A 16910-nucleotide genomic window follows, 5' to 3' on the forward strand; every position below is an offset into this window, starting at 1 on the left:
CGGATAAGACGCGAAGCGGCGCCATCCGGCATCACAGACTTACACGGGCAACGTTTTCAGCAGCGCAAAGGCCTCTTTCATGCGGTCTTCACTGACGACAAACGCACACAGCTGGCCTTCATCGTTCATCCCTCTGGCTACCATCCCCTGTGCTTCGGCGGTGATGTGCCAGTTCAGATCGCGGCGCTGGGTTTCCCCGGCCAAATGTAAAGGCAGTTCTGGCGTTTTGACTTTTACCAGCATGGCTGGCAGTTTCAATGGCGCATTGCCGCCGAGCAGGTTTTTCGCCAGATACATGGCGCTCAGCTGAATCGGCTGCAGGAACGGGAGCACCTGACCGTTAATCTCTGCACAGTCGCCGAGAGCATAAATGTCCGGGTGGCTGGTTTGCAGGTAGCTGTCGACGCAGACGCCACGATTGATGTTCAATCCGGCGCGACGCGCCAGTGCGGTTTCCGGGCGCAGGCCGGTGGCGGCAATCACCGCATCGACTTCTACGTTGCGGCTACGATCGAGCGTGGCGCGAATACCGGTGCTGGTTTTCTCCAGACTCTGAAGCTGTGATTTCAGCAGCAGGTGTACGCCCATATCGGTCAGACGATGCTGTAAGCGACTGCTGACTTCCGGCGGCATCAGCGAAGCCAGAATGCTGGCGGCGTTGTCGATAAGCGTTACCGCTTTACCGGCACGACAAAAATCCATCGCCAGTTCACTACCAATCAAGCCGCCGCCGACAATCAGCACCCGCTGGGCGTCACGCAGCTGCGTTTCACAAGCGCGATACTCTTGTTGGCTGTTCAACGTGAGCATTAACTCACGTCCGGTAACCGGCGGTACAAAGGCTGAAGCGCCCGTCGCCAGCACCAGCTTGTCGTACTGCCACTGCTTGTCCTGACTTTTCACTACGTGGGCATCGGCGTTGATGTCGGTTACCCAGGTATGTGGGAACAGGCGCAAATTAAACTGTTCGGCAAACTCCCCCGCCGACTGGCGGGTGAGGTCGTCTGCACGCTGCGACTGACTGATAACATGGCTGAGATCGGGCTTGTTGTACTCATCCATGCTGTCCGCGGCAATCAAGGTCAGCGGAACATTCACATCCTGCTTACGGATATTTTTGACTAACTGGCGGGCGGCGAAGCCCGAACCAATGATGACAATGCCGTGACTCATTTTGCCTCCGTTGCCAGTACGTCGAAGACGTCTTTACCTAGTGAGCATTCCGGGCACAGGAAGTTGTCCGGAACTTCGCTCCATGGCGTACCCGGAGCAACGTCCTGCAACGGTTCGCCTTTCGCCGGATCGTAAATCCACTGGCACACGCTGCACTGCATGCTTGGACCAAGATCGGCGGCAGCCGCAGCGGCACATGCACAGGCTTCTTCCTGGGCGACGGCTTTCACGGTTGTTTCCGGCAATGGAGCCAGCGCCCACTGACGCGCGATTTCACGGCCGTGCTGGCGGCACAGTTCCAGTGCATCCAGGTCCGGACGCCATTTCGCTTTCAGGCTCAGTGACATCTCGAAACCTGCATCCTGCAAACGCGTGGACAAACGGTCTACTGCACCGCCGCTCCAGCCGTGTGAACCAAAGGCGCTGGCACGCTTGTTACGAAAACGCAGGCCAGTCATCTCTTCCACCAGACCGGCAATTTTCGGCATCATCACGTTGTTCATTGTGGAAGTCCCGACCAGCACGCCTTTAGAGCGGAAGACGTTGGTCAAAACTTCGTTTTTGTCGCTACGGGCGACGTTAAAGATTTTTACCGCTACATTCGGGTCGACTTCGTTGATGCCCTGGGCAATCGCGTCCGCCATCATGCGGGTGTTGTTGGACATGGTGTCGTAGAAAATAGTGATGCGGTCTTCCTGATAATCCGCCGCCCATTTCAGGTACAGCTCAACGATTTGTGTCGGGTTGTCGCGCCATACCACGCCATGGGAAGTGGCAATCATATCGACCGGCAGGTTGAAGCCGAGGATCTCAGTAATTTTCGGTGTAACCAGACGGCTGAATGGCGTCAGGATGTTGGCGTAGTAACGCTGGCACTGTTCGAACAGTTCAGTCTGGTCAACTTCGTCGTTAAACAGACGTTCGTCGCAGTAGTGCTGACCGAAGGCGTCGTTACTGAACAGCACCGCATCGCCGGTCATGTAGGTCATCATACTGTCCGGCCAGTGCAGCATCGGCGTTTCAACGAAGATCAGCTGCTTGCCGTTACCAATGTCCAGCGAATCACCGGTTTTCACTACGTTAAAGTTCCATTCCGGGTGATGGTGGTGCCCGTTGATAGAGTCAATGGCGTTGGCGGTGCAGTAAATCGGCGTGTCCGGGATGCAGGACATCAGCTCGGTCAGCGCCCCGGCATGGTCTTCTTCAGCGTGGTTAATGATGATGTAGTCGATATCCGCGAGGTCAATTTCACTGCGCAGGTTCTGCACGAATTCACGACTAAACTTGTGGTCTACTGTATCAATCAGAACATTTTTTTCTTCACGGATGAGATAGCTGTTGTAGCTGCTGCCGCGCAGCGTTTTGTATTCAGTTCCGTGGAAATCACGCACTTCCCAGTCACGTTGGCCAACCCAATGAATGTTATTTTTAACCAGAATAGACATAACAACCTCAATTAATTCAGCGTTTTTCAAAAAAGATGTTTTGCTAATTGCAGGTTGCGTGCCAACTTTTTATTTGTTTGATTTTAAAGGATTAGTTGTTTTACCACCTATAAGGTGGTAGTCAAAATGACTATATGTTTTATTGTCAATATGACAATATGAATTGTCAAAATGACAATGAGGTAGCCATGAGCTTTTCCGTAGACGTGCTGGCGGGCATCGCCATTGAATTACAAAGCGGTATTGGGCATCAGGACCGTTTTCAACGACTGATAACCACCTTGCGTCAGGTGCTGGAGTGCGACGCGTCGGCACTGCTGCGCTACGAGTCGCGACAGTTTATTCCGCTGGCGATCGATGGGCTGGCGCAGGATGTTCTCGGCAGACGCTTTACTCTGGAAGGGCATCCGCGTCTGGAGGCGATTGCCCGCGCCGGGGACGTGGTTCGTTTCCCTGCCGACAGCGATTTGCCAGACCCGTATGATGGTCTGATTCCGGGGCAGGAGAGTCTGAAGGTGCATGCCTGTATTGGGCTGCCGTTGTTCGCCGGTCAAAATTTGATTGGTGCGTTAACCCTGGATGGCATGGAGCCCGATCAGTTCGATGTTTTCAGCGATGAGGAGCTTAGGCTGATTGCCGCGCTGGCGGCTGGCGCATTGAGCAATGCGTTGCTGATTGAACAGCTGGAAAGCCAGAATATGCTGCCAGGTTCGTCGACGGCTTTCGAGCAGGTGACGGAAACCCAGATGATTGGCCTGTCGCCCAATATGATGCAGTTGAAAAAAGAGATTGAGATTGTGGCGGGGTCCGATCTCAACGTGCTGATTAGCGGCGAAACAGGGACCGGGAAGGAGCTGGTGGCTAAAGCTATCCATGAAGGTTCACCGCGCGCGGTGAATCCACTGGTGTATCTGAACTGCGCGGCGTTGCCGGAAAGCGTTGCCGAAAGTGAACTGTTTGGTCACGTAAAAGGCGCGTTTACCGGGGCTATCAGCAATCGTAGCGGTAAGTTTGAAATGGCCGACAATGGGACGCTATTTCTCGACGAGATAGGCGAACTCTCGCTGGCGCTACAGGCTAAGCTGCTGCGCGTATTGCAGTACGGTGATATTCAGCGCGTAGGTGACGATCGCAGCTTGCGTGTGGATGTGCGAGTGCTGGCGGCGACGAACCGTGATTTACGCGAAGAGGTGTTGGCTGGGAATTTCCGTGCGGATTTGTTCCACCGGCTGAGCGTCTTTCCCCTTTCGGTACCGCCTCTTCGTGAACGCGGTGAAGACGTGGTGCTACTGGCAGGCTATTTTTGCGAGCAATGTCGGCTGCGGCTGGGACTGTCCCGCGTGGTGTTAAGCCCCGGTGCGCGTAGCCATCTGTTGAGCTACGCCTGGCCCGGGAATGTGCGCGAGCTGGAACATGCCATTCACCGCGCGGTGGTTCTGGCAAGGGCGACCAGAGCAGGGGATGAAGTGGTGCTGGAGACGCAGCATTTTGCCCTGCAGGATGAAGCGCCAGTAACACCGGCGGCGGAAGTTGTTGCGGAGATCCCACAGCATCACAACCTGCGTGAAGCAACAGAGTCGTTCCAGCGGGAGATGATCCGCCGGGCGCTGGCACAAAATAACCATAGTTGGGCGGCAAGTGCGCGGGCGCTGGAAACAGACGTCGCCAACCTGCACCGGCTGGCGAAGCGTCTGGGGTTGAAGGATTAGATAATACCGGCCTGATAGAAATCCTGTAGGTTGATAGCACCGGTGAGTTTACCGTTTTCATCGACCACCGGGGCGGCAGTGATTTTGCGCTTCATCAGGATCTCTTTGGCGTCAATCGCGCGGCTCTGCGCCTGCAGCGTAATGCCATTCTGGGTCATTGCTTCGCTAACCTGAGTGGTGAGCGCTCCGCCGCCAACCAGCCAGCGGCGCAGGTCGCCGTCGGTAAAGACCCCTTTCACCAGTGACTGGTCGTCGCAGACCGCGACCAGGCCAAGACCCGTGCGGCTTAGCTCCAGCATCGCGTCCATGACGCTGGTGGTAAGTGTCACCTGCGGGATGGCATCGTCACGGCGCATCAGATGATGCACTTTATTTAACAGACGAGCGCCCAGCGCACCTGCCGGATGCGAGCGGGCAAAATCTTCCTCGTTAAAGCCGCGCGCCTGCATTACGGCGATTGCCAGCGCATCGCCCATCATCAACGTATTTACGGTACTGGACGTCGGTGCCAGGCGCATCGGACAGGCTTCGCGCTCAACGGAAATATCCAGCACGGCTTTGGCGGCCAGGCCTAACGGTGAGGTCGGTTTTCCGGTCATTGCCAGCAGGGCGACGGATTTGTCTTCCAGGCGCGGAATGATGAGATCCAGCTCTTTCGCACCGCCGGAGTAGGAGATAAACAGCATGACATCACGGCTTTCGATCATCCCTAAGTCACCGTGCAGCGCTTCCGCCGGATGCACAAAAAAGGCAGGCGTGCCGGTACTGGCGAGGGTCGCCGCAATTTTTTTGCCAATATGACCTGATTTACCAATACCGGAGACAATGACTTTGCCTTCACAGTGGATGATAGTATTGGCGGCGCGGACAAAATCATCGCCCAGTCGCTCAGGCAAACGGCTGGCTTCCTGTAGTTCCAGCATTAACGTCTGACGGCCCGCATTCAGTAGTGCATCACTCATTGGTTTCTCCGGTTATGATCACTTCAATCCCTTTTGCTTCCAGCGCCTGACGAAATGCAGGGTCGATACCCGCATCTGTAATCAGCTTGTCGACGCTTTCCAGACTGCATACAACATTAGGGCTTTTGCGCCCAAATTTTGACGAGTCAGCCATCAGAATCACTTCGCGAGCGGCATTACACATCGCTTTACTGACGCTAAACACCTCATTAAAAGTGGTCACGCCGGCATTGAGGTCAATGCCGTCGGTGCCCATGAAGAGTTTATCAAAGCTGAACTGCTCAAAGGCGTTTTCTGCCAGCTGACCGTGAAATGACGCAGATTTTTTGCGAAAGGTCCCGCCCGGCATCAGGATGGTTTGCTCGTTGTCCAGCTCCGAAAGGGCGTTAACAATGTGCAGACTGTTGGTCATGACGGTGATGTTGCTAAAGCGTGTGAGCATCGGCACCATCTGCAGTACGGTGCTACCCGCATCCAGAATAATAGAGTCGCCATCGTGTATAAAACGGACGGCAGCTTCGGCAATCTGCTCTTTTTTATGCGTATTAATTAGCGTTTTGTGATCGATTGGCGGATCTGATTCGTCTTTATTTAATACCACGCCGCCATAGGTACGAATGACGGTTCCGGCGTTCTCCAGAATGACCAGGTCTTTGCGAATGGTCGTGCCAGTCGTGTCAAAGTAGTGGGCCAGTTCTTCAACCGAGCATTTTCCCTGCTTTTGCAGGTGCTCCAATATGGCAGCCTGACGCTGACGAGGTTTCATAGGCGTGATTACCCTGACTTAAATTTGCAAAATGATAATTTCGCAAGCTATTAGCATTCACAACGAAATTACCCATGTTTCAGTTTAAGCGCCAATGATAGTGCATTCTGCGCTAACGGATCATGGGGAAAGATCACATCAGGCTGTAAATCATCAAGATGTTTGCCGGTTATCGTGGCAATTTTGCCGGGTCTGGCGAATACCGTAAGACCTTTCATAAATAACGTGTCGGTCACCCGCTGCTGCTCATTTAGCGCGATGGCGACTACCACGCGCGGTTTAAAACGCCCACCGGAGCGACCAACACCAACCCGACCCTGTTGGCAAAGCCTATCAAACGCCCGGTTAAAGCGGGATATTTGCCAGCCACCAAGCGCCAGTTGTAGACACCAGGCGATAGCGGCGACGGTAATCAGTGCGGAAACCATTTTGTACTCCTTTGATTTTGCCGGATAAGCGCAGACGCCATCCGGCAATTCAACATTAAAACATCACCTGACCGCCGGTGACGTTGATGGACTGCCCGGTACAGTAAGAGGCTTTCGGACTGGCGTAAAACAGCAGCATGTTTAGCACGTCCTGATAATCGCAGCCGCGCTTAAGCGGAACCTTATCAATGTAGTACTGCTCAACTTCATCTGGCTTAAGGCCAAGTTTGGTTGCATATTGTGGTAATAACGACTGGAACATCGGTGATTTCAACAGATTGCCGAGCATCAGTGAATGCACGGTGATCCCGTATTCCGCCAGATCCAGCGCCAGTGACTGGGTTAAGCCAACGCCGCCAAATTTTGCCGCGCTGTAGCCTGAATTGTGTTTGCTGCCCACTTTCCCTGATTTGGAGTTGATCTGGATAATGCGTCCCTGCACGCTATCGCGGATCATCAGGCGTGAGAATTCACGTGCACAGAGGAAGTAGCCAACCAGATTGACCTGCAGCGAGCGGTCGAAATCCCCAAGCTGAAAGTCGCTGATAAACGCGGCTTTAGCGATACCCGCGCTGTAAACCAGCAGATCAACGCGACCGAATATTTCATCCACTCCGCGCGACAGCGCCAGCACGCTCTGTTCGCTGGTGGCATCTGCGCCAAAACCGTAGGCGGTGCCTTCGCCAAACTCGGCGTTAATTTCCTGCGCCACGTTGGCGGCTTTATCGCTTTGAATATCCACCACCGCGACGCGGTATCCTTCTGTCGCAAGCCCACGGCAAAGGAATGCCCCAAGGGTCTGGCCTCCACCAATGACAACGGCAACCTGATTCATCTTTATCTCCTTCAATCTTAAGCAACAAACTTCAAAATACAGCCCGGCGCGATACCGTCCGGTACGGGACCTGCAACGTGTACGGTACCGGGGAATTCCGCTTCACTCAGTCCGTCAAAGCGCAGAGTGATATGCCCGAGTTCACGTAAGTTTTGTTCCGCCACGCTGCCAACGGCGGTGACCGGGTAGTGATGCTGGCCTAGTTCAAACTGGATCCCAGCTTGCAACGAACCGTTCAGCTCGCCGTGGCAATGGATGAAGCAAAACTCCTCGATATCCGCGGGCGCGCCTTCACGAAAGGTAATCAGCATCTGGTCGCACAATGCATCCGGGGCGCTCTGGCCGATACGGGTGATGGTGGTTTGATAAATCACGGTCATTTTTGAGTGCCTCTTATTGGTAAATAAAGCCGGAAACAAACCAGGCGATGAGAACAGTTGGCGCGCCGGTCAGAAAGCGGCTCACCAGAACGGATGGCACGCCGACGCGGACCGTGTCCTGACGCGCTTCGGCCAGCGACAACCCGACAGGAATAAAGTCACATGCGGCCTGGGCGTTAATGGCGAACAGGGCAGGTAGCGCCAGATGTGGGGGAATATTCCCCAAACCAATCTGTACACCGATCAGCACTCCGATAACCTGGGCGATGACCGCACCGGGGCCGAGGAAAGGCGAAAGCAGTGGGAAAGAGCAGATCAGTGCCAGCGTGACCAGTCCCAGCGGATGGCTGGCCAGTGGTGCGAGTCCATGGGCGATCCAGTCTCCCAGACCCGAAGCCATAATGATGCCGATCAGTGCTGAGACGAACGCCATAAATGGCAAAATAGTTTTCAGGACGGTATCAATAGTGTCGCGCCCGGCCTGGAACAGAACCGCAACGGCTGAACCCATGCCCATTCCGACTTTTGCCAACAGACCATCACTTTGCTCGGTAATTTTCTTGCTGGTGTCGTAATCGCGTCCCATGCTGCTGCTTGCGGGCGTTGGCGTGGCGGACGCTTCGCCGACAACGGTAATGTTTTCTTCTTTTACGCCAGAGACATAGATATCTTCGACAATATACTGAGCCAGTGGGCCGGATTTACCCGTAGCGTGAATATTCACCGTCGGTATACGGCGTTTAGGGTAGATCCCACAGCGCAGCGTGCCGCCGCAGTCGATGATCGCCACACCAATTTCGCTCTCCGGCGGCTCGCCCTCTTTGAAGCCATCAACGGCCTGCCAGCCGGTCAGGTTTGCTATCCTGTCGACGATCGCGGGGCGAGTTCCTGCGGTGATATAGACAATTTTCTTGCCCGGAACGGCATCCAGTTCAAGCGGGCCACCCCAGCCGCCGGTGCCTTTTTCAATACGAATACGTGTCATGATGTTGCTCCCGCCAGATGTACCTTCTGCTCAAGTTGAATGCCCATTTTTTTCTCGAAGATAGTGGTGGTGAAATCGGTCACCCAGCCACGGAAGAAGTTGGTCACCAGACCGACCAGCAAATAGCTCACCGCCAGTGGGCCAAGCGGAAGCCCCAGCGTGGTCAGTCCGCTGGCGATCCCCAGATAGACAAACAGTTCGCCGGGGTTGATGTGCGGGAATAAGCCGTTCATGGAATGGCAACTGTAAGACGCGGCGGCGTAGTAACTGGGCTTGTATTTTTCTGGCATAAAGCGACCCAGACTCAGCGTCATTGGGTTACAAAATACAAATGTGCCGATGCACGGCAGTAGCAAATAGCGGGACAGCGGGTTTCCGGCGCAACGCTGGGCAAAACGTTCAATACGCTGCTGACCGATAAAGTTAATCAGCGCATTCATGATGACCAGCAGACTGATCAGCAGTGGCAGAATACCGGTCACCATGCCGGTAAACACTTCTCCGCCTTTCTGGAACAGCCCGATAAACCACTCAGCACCGAGTGTGATGGTGTCGATCATTATTCTCTCCTGTAGGGATTTTTAGTTATCTTGCCAAACGGTGGCTGATTTTAATCAGATTGAAAGATATAAAAGTGTTATTTTGATCTCAAAATAAAAGATAAATATTTTAATTTGAAAGTTTTTGCGTGAAAGCTCGCAAATGTGATGGTCAGAGATGAAAGGGGATGTAAATTCTGTGAAGAAGAGCGACTACCGCTTCCTTGTATGGCGGAGGATGCTTTACCATACTTCTCCCAGGCTGAATTTGTTTAATGGATGTCTCATGTTCAAGCGTCGTTATGTAGCGTTACTCCCCCTTTTCGTACTGCTCGCTGCCTGTAGCAGCAAACCTAAACCTTCAGAGACTCAAACGACTACGGGTGCGCCATCCGGCGGCTTCCTGCTTGAGCCACAGCACAACGTCATGCAAACGGGCGGCGATTTTGCCAATAATCCGAACGCGCAGCAGTTCATCGAGAAAATGGTGAACAAGCACGGCTTCGACCGCCAGCAGCTGCAGGAGATCCTGTCGCAGGCCAAGCGTCTGGACTCGGTATTGCGTTTGATGGACCGCCAGGCACCGACGACTCAACCGCCAGCCGGACCTAACGGCGCATGGCTGCGCTATCGCAAACAGTTCATCACACCTGACAACGTGCAAAACGGCGTGGCTTTCTGGAATCAATATGAAGATGCGCTGAACCGTGCGTGGCAGGTCTACGGAGTTCCGCCGGAAATTATTGTCGGTATTATTGGCGTAGAGACTCGCTGGGGCCGCGTGATGGGTAAAACGCGGATTCTGGATGCGTTGGCGACGCTGTCGTTTAACTATCCTCGTCGTGCGGAATACTTCTCTGGTGAACTGGAAACCTTCCTGCTGATGGCGCGAGATGAAAGCGACGATCCGCTCGATTTGAAAGGTTCTTTCGCTGGGGCAATGGGATACGGCCAGTTTATGCCGTCTTCCTATAAACAATATGCCGTTGATTTCAATGGCGATGGACACATTAACCTGTGGGATCCGGTTGATGCCATCGGTAGTGTGGCGAACTACTTCAAGGGCCACGGCTGGGTGAAAGGCGATACGGTCGCGGTTCCGGCAAATGGTCAGGCACCTGGGCTTGCGAACGGCTTTAAAACCCAGTACAGCATTTCTCAGCTTGCTGCCGCGGGCCTGACGCCGCAGCAGTCGTTGGGGAATCATCAGCAGGCCAGCCTGCTGCGCCTGGATATTGGCACGGGTTATCAGTACTGGTATGGGTTGCCGAACTTCTACACGATTACCCGCTATAACCACAGCACGCATTACGCGATGGCAGTCTGGCAGTTAGGTCAGGCGGTGGCGCTGGCGCGCGTACAGTAATCGCTCCACCGGCCTACCGGAAGATATCTCTGGTAGGCCGGATAAGATGTCCTGGCATCGCCATCCGGCAGGTCTTATTTGTGCAACGGAGCAATTTTTGGAATCCCCCTCGTAAAACGTTCTCCCCATCCCCACATTGGTCATGAAAGTGCTATCTTGTCCGGCATATTTTTTTAACTGACAGAGGCTGAAATGACCGACAGTGAACTGATGCAGTTAAGCGAGCAGGTTGGCCTGGCGCTGAAAGCGCGCGGGGCAACCGTGACGACGGCGGAATCCTGCACCGGCGGCTGGGTAGCCAAAGCGATTACGGATATTGCCGGAAGCTCCGCCTGGTTTGAACGCGGGTTTGTGACCTACAGCAATGAAGCCAAAGCGCAGATGATTGGCGTGCGCGAAGAGACGCTGGCCCAACATGGCGCGGTGAGTGAGCCTGTGGTGGTGGAGATGGCGATAGGCGCGTTAAAAGCCGCCCGTGCGCATTTTGCTGTTTCGATAAGCGGTATTGCGGGGCCGGATGGCGGTAGCGAAGAAAAACCTGTGGGAACGGTATGGTTTGCCTTTGCCAGCGCGAGCGGCGAGGGGATTACCCGCCGGGAATGCTTTAGCGGCGATCGCGATGCGGTCCGTCGACAGGCGACCGCCTACGCGTTACAAACCCTGTGGCAACAATTTCTACAAAATACTTGATACTGTATGAGCATACAGTATAATTGCCTCAACAGAACATTATCTATCACGTTTCGCGGTTTAACCCGAAAGCGGCATGACAGGAGTAATTAATGGCTATCGACGAAAACAAACAGAAAGCGTTGGCGGCAGCGCTGGGTCAGATCGAAAAGCAATTCGGTAAAGGCTCCATCATGCGCCTGGGTGAAGACCGTTCCATGGATGTGGAAACTATCTCCACCGGTTCGCTTTCTCTGGATATCGCATTGGGCGCGGGCGGTTTGCCAATGGGCCGTATCGTCGAAATCTACGGGCCTGAATCCTCCGGTAAAACAACGCTGACCCTGCAGGTTATTGCCGCTGCGCAGCGTGAAGGTAAAACCTGTGCATTTATCGATGCAGAGCACGCACTGGACCCGGTCTATGCCCGTAAGCTTGGCGTTGATATCGATAACCTGCTGTGTTCTCAGCCGGATACCGGTGAACAAGCGCTGGAAATCTGTGATGCACTGGCGCGCTCCGGTGCGGTTGACGTTATCGTTGTCGACTCCGTTGCCGCATTGACGCCGAAGGCAGAAATCGAAGGCGAGATTGGCGACTCTCACATGGGCCTTGCGGCGCGTATGATGAGCCAGGCGATGCGTAAGCTGGCCGGTAACCTGAAGCAGTCCAACACGCTGCTGATTTTCATCAACCAGATCCGTATGAAGATTGGCGTTATGTTCGGTAACCCGGAAACCACCACCGGTGGTAACGCCCTGAAATTCTATGCGTCTGTTCGTTTGGATATCCGTCGTATTGGTGCGGTGAAAGAAGGTGACAACGTGGTTGGCAGCGAAACCCGCGTTAAGGTTGTGAAAAATAAAATTGCAGCGCCGTTCAAACAGGCTGAATTCCAGATCCTTTACGGTGAAGGCATCAACTTCTACGGCGAACTGGTTGACCTGGGCGTGAAAGAGAAGCTGATTGAAAAAGCTGGTGCATGGTACAGCTACAACGGTGAGAAAATCGGTCAGGGTAAAGCGAATGCGACCAACTGGCTGAAAGAAAACCCGGCAACTGCGAAAGAAATTGAGAAGAAATTACGTGAGCTACTGCTCAATAACCAGGATTCAACGCCTGATTTCTCCGTTGATGACAGCGGCGAAGACGTAAAAGAAACGAACGAAGATTTCTGATAATCTGTTTTGAATCGCATGTTTTGAATCGCATATAGTAAAGGGCTGCATATCATGCAGCCCTTTTTCATTTCTGAAGGCTTACTATGACAGAAGCAACTTCCCGCCGTTCCGCTTATTCCCGACTGCTTGACCGCGCCGTACGTATTCTGGCGATGCGCGATCACAGCGAGCAGGAACTGCGGCGCAAGCTGGCCGCTCCGGTGATGGGGAAAAATGGACCAGAAGAAATTGATGCCACGCCGGAGGATTACGACAAGGTCATCGCCTGGTGTATTGAAAGTCGTTATCTGGATGATGATCGCTTCGTGCAGCAGTTTATCGCCAGCCGTAGCCGCAAAGGTTATGGGCCTGCCCGGGTGCGCCAGGAATTAAACCAAAAAGGGATCACGCGTGAAGCTATCGAGCGGGCCATGCGTGAATGCGAAATTGACTGGGCAGTGCTTGCGCGTGAGCAGGCCATTCGGAAGTACGGTGAACCTTTACCTGTCGATTTTTCAGATAAGGTAAAGGTCCAGCGTTTTTTGCTCTATCGCGGCTATCTGATGGAAGATATTCAGGCAATATGGCGAAATTTTGACGATTGACCGCATACGGGATTTTACTTCCCAGTAAAGAAAACTTATCTTATTCCCACTTTTCGATTGCCAGAGGCGCAGTTTGCTTGCCGATGCTGGTAATGACATTTCGTTAGCTTGATTTCTTCAGGATAATTATGAGCAAGAGCACCGCTGAGATCCGTCAGGCGTTTCTCGATTTTTTCCATAGTAAAGGACACCAGGTAGTTGCCAGCAGCTCCCTGGTACCGAACAATGACCCTACTTTGTTGTTTACCAACGCCGGGATGAACCAGTTCAAGGATGTTTTCCTTGGCCTCGACAAGCGTAATTATTCCCGCGCAACCACCTCGCAGCGTTGTGTACGTGCGGGTGGTAAGCACAATGACCTGGAAAACGTCGGTTACACTGCACGTCACCACACTTTCTTCGAAATGCTGGGCAACTTCAGCTTCGGCGATTACTTCAAGCACGATGCTATTCAATATGCATGGGAACTGCTGACTGGTGAAAACTGGTTTGCCCTGCCAAAAGAGCGTCTGTGGGTCACCGTCTATGAAACTGACGATGAAGCCTATGAAATCTGGGAAAAAGAAGTCGGTATTCCGCGCGAACGTATCATCCGCATCGGTGATAACAAAGGTGCGGCTTATGCTTCCGACAACTTCTGGCAGATGGGTGATACCGGTCCTTGCGGTCCATGCACCGAAATTTTCTACGACCACGGCGACCATATCTGGGGTGGGCCTCCGGGAAGCGCAGAAGAAGATGGCGATCGCTACATTGAGATTTGGAACATCGTCTTCATGCAGTTCAACCGTCAGGCTGACGGCACCATGGAACCGCTGCCGAAACCGTCCGTGGATACCGGTATGGGTCTGGAGCGTATTGCGGCCGTGCTGCAACACGTTAACTCCAACTATGAAATCGACCTGTTCCGTTCACTGATTGAGTCCGTGGCGAAAGTCACCGGCGCGACCGATCTGAGCAACAAGTCGCTGCGCGTTATCGCCGACCATATCCGTTCCTGTGCGTTCCTGATTGCCGATGGTGTTGTGCCGTCGAATGAAAACCGTGGCTATGTGCTGCGCCGTATCATTCGCCGCGCGGTACGTCATGGCAACATGCTAGGCGCGAAGGATACCTTCTTCTACAAGCTGGTTGGTCCGTTGGTGGACGTCATGGGCTCTGCTGGTGAAGAACTGAAGCGTCAGCAGGCTATGGTTGAGCAGGTTCTGAAAACCGAAGAAGAGCAGTTTGCGCGTACGCTGGAGCGTGGTCTGGCGCTGCTGGATGAAGAACTGGCAAAACTGTCTGGCGATACGCTGGACGGCGAAACCGCATTCCGTCTGTATGACACTTACGGTTTCCCTGTTGACCTGACGGCAGACGTTTGCCGCGAGCGTAACATTAAGGTTGATGAAGCTGGCTTTGAAGCTGCAATGGAAGAACAGCGCCGTCGCGCACGTGAAGCCAGCGGTTTTGGCGCAGACTACAATGCAATGATTCGTGTTGATGGCGCCTCTGAATTTAAAGGCTACGAGCACCTGGAACTGAACGGCAAAGTCACCGCGCTGTTTGTTGATGGTAAAGCGGTAGACGCAATTAACGCAGGTCAGGACGCTGTTGTCGTACTGGATCAGACGCCGTTCTATGCGGAGTCTGGTGGTCAGGTTGGCGATAAGGGTGAACTGAAAGGCGCAGGTTTTGCGTTTGCCGTTAGCGACACACAGAAATATGGCCAGGCCATTGGCCACATTGGCAAGCTGTCTGCGGGTTCTCTGAAAATTGGTGATGCAGTACAGGCTGATGTGGATGAAGCGCGTCGTGCGCGTATTCGCCTGAACCACTCCGCAACGCATCTGATGCACGCGGCGCTGCGCCAGGTTCTGGGCACACATGTGGCACAGAAAGGCTCGCTGGTTAACGATAAACTGCTGCGCTTCGACTTCTCTCATACCGAAGCGATGAAGCCTGCTGAAATCCGTGCTGTTGAAGATCTGGTGAATGCGCAAATCCGTCGCAACTTGCCGATTGAAACGAACATCATGGATCTCGAAGCGGCAAAAGCCAAAGGCGCAATGGCCCTGTTTGGCGAGAAATATGACGACCATGTGCGCGTTCTGAGCATGGGTGATTTCTCTACCGAACTGTGTGGCGGTACTCACGCCAGCCGTACGGGTGATATCGGTCTGTTCCGCATAGTGTCCGAGTCAGGTACTGCGGCAGGCGTTCGTCGTATCGAAGCGGTAACCGGTGAAGGCGCTATCCAAACCGTGCATGCTGAGAGCGATCGCTTAAGCGATGTTGCGCAGCTGCTGAAAGGCGATAGCCAGAATATCGCTGACAAAGTTCGTTCCGTGCTGGAGCGTACACGTCAACTGGAAAAAGAATTGCAGCAATTGAAGGAACAGGCTGCGGCGCAGGAGAGTGCAAATCTTTCCAGCAAAGCGGTTGATATCAACGGTGTGAAGCTGCTGGTCAGTGAACTCGCGGACGTTGAGCCGAAAATGTTGCGTACCATGGTTGATGATCTGAAAAATCAACTGGGGTCTACCGTTATCGTTCTGGCAACGGTAGTGGAAGGTAAGGTTTCTCTGATTGCGGGTGTGTCTAAGGACGTGACAGATCGCGTGAAAGCAGGGGAACTGGTTGAAATGGTCGCTCAGCAGGTCGGCGGTAAGGGTGGCGGTCGTCCGGACATGGCGCAAGCCGGTGGTACGGATGCAGCGGCTCTGCCTGCAGCGTTAGCCAGTGTGAAAGGCTGGGTCAGCGCAAAACTGTAATAACTATAAGCGTCAGCGCATGCCGAAACCCTAAGTTACGGCATGCGAATCAACGCTATCGACAATGATAAAGTCAGGTTGAAGTTGTGTATATCGGCTAAACTTAGGTTTAACAGAATGTGATGCCGTGACTGCTTACACTTAGGTGTTTGTCATCGCTTACTTTTTGGCGTTATATGATGGATAATGCCGGGATACAGAGAGACCCGACTCTTTTAATCTTTCAAGGAGCAAAGAATGCTGATTCTGACTCGTCGAGTTGGTGAGACCCTCATGATAGGCGATGAGGTCACCGTGACAGTTTTAGGGGTGAAGGGCAACCAGGTGCGCATTGGCGTAAACGCCCCGAAAGAAGTTTCTGTCCATCGTGAAGAGATCTACCAGCGTATCCAGGCTGAAAAATCCCAGCAGTCCAGTTACTAAGGTTTTCGCGTCTCACCTTTCTGGTGAGGCGCAACCTGATTGAGTTACCCTTTTTCTTCTCTTTTCTTCTTCGTCCTCCCCATTTTTTCGATTCCACTGGGCGTAATGCCTTTCCCGACGAAGTTTCCGTTTGTTCACTGCTTCAGGAAATTGCCAATTTATCTGTTGATAAAACACTCTTTTTGCCGTTTTTGCAGACTAATTGCGCGTGAAATGTGCAAACGATAAAAGCTCTGGAAAAATTGTTTGACTTATAAGTCCCAGAAAGTAATATGTGCGCCACGCAGCGACGATGAGCAGAAACAAGTTCTTCGAAGCACTCGCAAGAGGCGTGTTGGTGAGGTGGCCGAGAGGCTGAAGGCGCTCCCCTGCTAAGGGAGTATGCGGTCAAAAGCTGCATCCGGGGTTCGAATCCCCGCCTCACCGCCATTTGCATCCGTAGCTCAGCTGGATAGAGTACTCGGCTACGAACCGAGCGGTCGGAGGTTCGAATCCTCCCGGATGCACCATCTTCTCTGCAATAACGCATTAGCGTTGTTACGGAAATCGATATCACTTTAGCAGCGATATCAAATCTGCAGTAAGTAAGTTTTCCTGATGCATCCGTAGCTCAGCTGGATAGAGTACTCGGCTACGAACCGAGCGGTCGGAGGTTCGAATCCTCCCGGATGCACCATCTTCTCCGAGATAGCAGCAAAACTGTTGTTTC

The 16910-nt window shown here is 53.4% G+C and carries 16 protein-coding genes and 3 tRNA genes; 10 read left to right on the top strand and 9 right to left on the bottom strand.

Going from position 1 to position 16910, the window contains the following annotated elements:
• Positions 1–39 precede the first annotated feature (39 nt).
• Both norW and norV read right to left on the bottom strand, forming a co-directional pair.
• Positions 40–1173, bottom strand: coding sequence for an NADH:flavorubredoxin reductase NorW (gene norW / locus SK39_RS16645; protein WP_048217210.1), 1134 nt, complete (start codon positions 1171–1173; stop codon positions 40–42).
• Positions 1170–2618: an anaerobic nitric oxide reductase flavorubredoxin gene (gene norV, locus SK39_RS16650; RefSeq protein ID WP_044699694.1), complete on the bottom strand. Its 1449-nt coding sequence runs from the start codon at positions 2616–2618 to the stop codon at positions 1170–1172. Before norV ends, norW begins: the two co-directional genes overlap by 4 nt.
• A 188-nt stretch (positions 2619–2806) precedes the next feature.
• Between norV and norR the strand changes: the two genes are divergently transcribed.
• Positions 2807–4327, top strand: coding sequence for a nitric oxide reductase transcriptional regulator NorR (gene norR / locus SK39_RS16655; RefSeq protein WP_048217211.1), 1521 nt, complete (start codon positions 2807–2809; stop codon positions 4325–4327).
• Here the strand turns inward: norR and gutQ are convergent.
• From gutQ to srlA, 7 genes are all read right to left on the bottom strand, one after another.
• Positions 4324–5289 carry an arabinose-5-phosphate isomerase GutQ gene (gene gutQ, locus SK39_RS16660; protein WP_003037353.1) on the bottom strand — a complete coding sequence of 322 codons (966 nt, stop codon included), beginning with the start codon at positions 5287–5289 and terminating at the stop codon, positions 4324–4326. The two genes, norR and gutQ, sit on opposite strands and share 4 nt — an antisense overlap.
• Entirely contained in the window at positions 5282–6055 is a 774-nt protein-coding gene (gene srlR / locus SK39_RS16665; RefSeq protein ID WP_003037350.1) for a glucitol operon DNA-binding transcriptional repressor SrlR, read from the bottom strand. The genes gutQ and srlR overlap by 8 nt, the downstream gene beginning before the upstream one ends.
• A 68-nt stretch (positions 6056–6123) precedes the next feature.
• Positions 6124–6483: a transcriptional regulator GutM gene (gutM, locus tag SK39_RS16670; RefSeq protein ID WP_003037348.1), complete on the bottom strand. Its 360-nt coding sequence runs from the start codon at positions 6481–6483 to the stop codon at positions 6124–6126.
• Positions 6484–6538: 55 nt separating this feature from the next.
• On the bottom strand, positions 6539–7318 hold the full coding sequence (gene srlD / locus SK39_RS16675; protein ID WP_003846054.1) for a sorbitol-6-phosphate dehydrogenase: 780 nt from the start codon (positions 7316–7318) through the stop codon (positions 6539–6541).
• A 17-nt stretch (positions 7319–7335) separates the two neighbouring features.
• Positions 7336–7698, bottom strand: a complete 363-nt coding sequence (gene srlB, locus SK39_RS16680) for a PTS glucitol/sorbitol transporter subunit IIA (protein ID WP_003846051.1) — start codon at positions 7696–7698, stop codon at positions 7336–7338.
• Between the two features lie 13 nt (positions 7699–7711).
• The gene (gene srlE / locus SK39_RS16685; protein ID WP_048217212.1) at positions 7712–8683 is read right to left on the bottom strand and encodes a PTS glucitol/sorbitol transporter subunit IIB; all 972 of its coding nucleotides are present in this window, start codon (positions 8681–8683) and stop codon (positions 7712–7714) included.
• Positions 8680–9243, bottom strand: a complete 564-nt coding sequence (gene srlA / locus SK39_RS16690; RefSeq protein WP_003037339.1) for a PTS glucitol/sorbitol transporter subunit IIC — start codon at positions 9241–9243, stop codon at positions 8680–8682. The genes srlE and srlA overlap by 4 nt, the downstream gene beginning before the upstream one ends.
• Before the next feature lie 265 nt (positions 9244–9508).
• Here srlA and mltB point away from each other — a divergent pair, with 265 nt between their 5' ends.
• The 9 genes from mltB to SK39_RS16735 all read left to right on the top strand — a co-directional run bounded on the left by mltB (position 9509) and on the right by SK39_RS16735 (position 16877).
• The gene (gene mltB / locus SK39_RS16695; protein ID WP_003037336.1) at positions 9509–10588 is read left to right on the top strand and encodes a lytic murein transglycosylase B; all 1080 of its coding nucleotides are present in this window, start codon (positions 9509–9511) and stop codon (positions 10586–10588) included.
• 192 nt (positions 10589–10780) lie between these two features.
• Positions 10781–11278: a nicotinamide-nucleotide amidase gene (gene pncC / locus SK39_RS16700; RefSeq protein ID WP_003037333.1), complete on the top strand. Its 498-nt coding sequence runs from the start codon at positions 10781–10783 to the stop codon at positions 11276–11278.
• 92 nt (positions 11279–11370) lie between these two features.
• Positions 11371–12435 (top strand): recombinase RecA, encoded by a 1065-nt coding sequence (recA, locus tag SK39_RS16705; protein ID WP_003037330.1) that lies wholly within the window; start codon positions 11371–11373, stop codon positions 12433–12435.
• 86 nt (positions 12436–12521) lie between these two features.
• The gene (recX, locus tag SK39_RS16710) at positions 12522–13022 is read left to right on the top strand and encodes a recombination regulator RecX (RefSeq protein WP_003037326.1); all 501 of its coding nucleotides are present in this window, start codon (positions 12522–12524) and stop codon (positions 13020–13022) included.
• Positions 13023–13150: 128 nt separating this feature from the next.
• Positions 13151–15778, top strand: coding sequence for an alanine--tRNA ligase (gene alaS, locus SK39_RS16715; protein WP_032938313.1), 2628 nt, complete (start codon positions 13151–13153; stop codon positions 15776–15778).
• 237 nt (positions 15779–16015) lie between these two features.
• Positions 16016–16201 (top strand): carbon storage regulator CsrA, encoded by a 186-nt coding sequence (gene csrA / locus SK39_RS16720; protein WP_000906486.1) that lies wholly within the window; start codon positions 16016–16018, stop codon positions 16199–16201.
• 336 nt (positions 16202–16537) lie between these two features.
• A tRNA-Ser gene (locus SK39_RS16725) sits at positions 16538–16630 on the top strand.
• A gap of 3 nt (positions 16631–16633) precedes the next feature.
• Positions 16634–16710, top strand: a tRNA-Arg gene (locus tag SK39_RS16730).
• Positions 16711–16800: 90 nt separating this feature from the next.
• Positions 16801–16877: transfer RNA gene (locus tag SK39_RS16735), tRNA-Arg, on the top strand.
• Positions 16878–16910 lie beyond the last annotated feature (33 nt).

It is taken from the genome of Citrobacter sp. BIDMC107 (assembly GCF_001037575.1).
Taxonomy (GTDB): domain Bacteria; phylum Pseudomonadota; class Gammaproteobacteria; order Enterobacterales; family Enterobacteriaceae; genus Citrobacter; species Citrobacter freundii.

Excerpts from the sequence above, each read along its gene's own strand:
- srlR (WP_003037350.1), bottom strand. The coding sequence starts at position 6,055 with ATGAAACCTCGTCAGCGTCAGGCTGCCATATTGGAGCACCTGCAAAAG.
- recX (WP_003037326.1), top strand. The coding sequence starts at position 12,522 with ATGACAGAAGCAACTTCCCGCCGTTCCGCTTATTCCCGACTGCTTGAC.
- pncC (WP_003037333.1), top strand. The coding sequence starts at position 10,781 with ATGACCGACAGTGAACTGATGCAGTTAAGCGAGCAGGTTGGCCTGGCG.
- srlB (WP_003846051.1), bottom strand. The coding sequence starts at position 7,698 with ATGACCGTGATTTATCAAACCACCATCACCCGTATCGGCCAGAGCGCC.
- norW (WP_048217210.1), bottom strand. The coding sequence starts at position 1,173 with ATGAGTCACGGCATTGTCATCATTGGTTCGGGCTTCGCCGCCCGCCAG.
- mltB (WP_003037336.1), top strand. The coding sequence starts at position 9,509 with ATGTTCAAGCGTCGTTATGTAGCGTTACTCCCCCTTTTCGTACTGCTC.
- alaS (WP_032938313.1), top strand. The coding sequence starts at position 13,151 with ATGAGCAAGAGCACCGCTGAGATCCGTCAGGCGTTTCTCGATTTTTTC.
- srlD (WP_003846054.1), bottom strand. The coding sequence starts at position 7,318 with ATGAATCAGGTTGCCGTTGTCATTGGTGGAGGCCAGACCCTTGGGGCA.
- csrA (WP_000906486.1), top strand. The coding sequence starts at position 16,016 with ATGCTGATTCTGACTCGTCGAGTTGGTGAGACCCTCATGATAGGCGAT.
- norV (WP_044699694.1), bottom strand. The coding sequence starts at position 2,618 with ATGTCTATTCTGGTTAAAAATAACATTCATTGGGTTGGCCAACGTGAC.
- recA (WP_003037330.1), top strand. The coding sequence starts at position 11,371 with ATGGCTATCGACGAAAACAAACAGAAAGCGTTGGCGGCAGCGCTGGGT.
- srlA (WP_003037339.1), bottom strand. The coding sequence starts at position 9,243 with ATGATCGACACCATCACACTCGGTGCTGAGTGGTTTATCGGGCTGTTC.
- gutM (WP_003037348.1), bottom strand. The coding sequence starts at position 6,483 with ATGGTTTCCGCACTGATTACCGTCGCCGCTATCGCCTGGTGTCTACAA.
- srlE (WP_048217212.1), bottom strand. The coding sequence starts at position 8,683 with ATGACACGTATTCGTATTGAAAAAGGCACCGGCGGCTGGGGTGGCCCG.
- norR (WP_048217211.1), top strand. The coding sequence starts at position 2,807 with ATGAGCTTTTCCGTAGACGTGCTGGCGGGCATCGCCATTGAATTACAA.
- gutQ (WP_003037353.1), bottom strand. The coding sequence starts at position 5,289 with ATGAGTGATGCACTACTGAATGCGGGCCGTCAGACGTTAATGCTGGAA.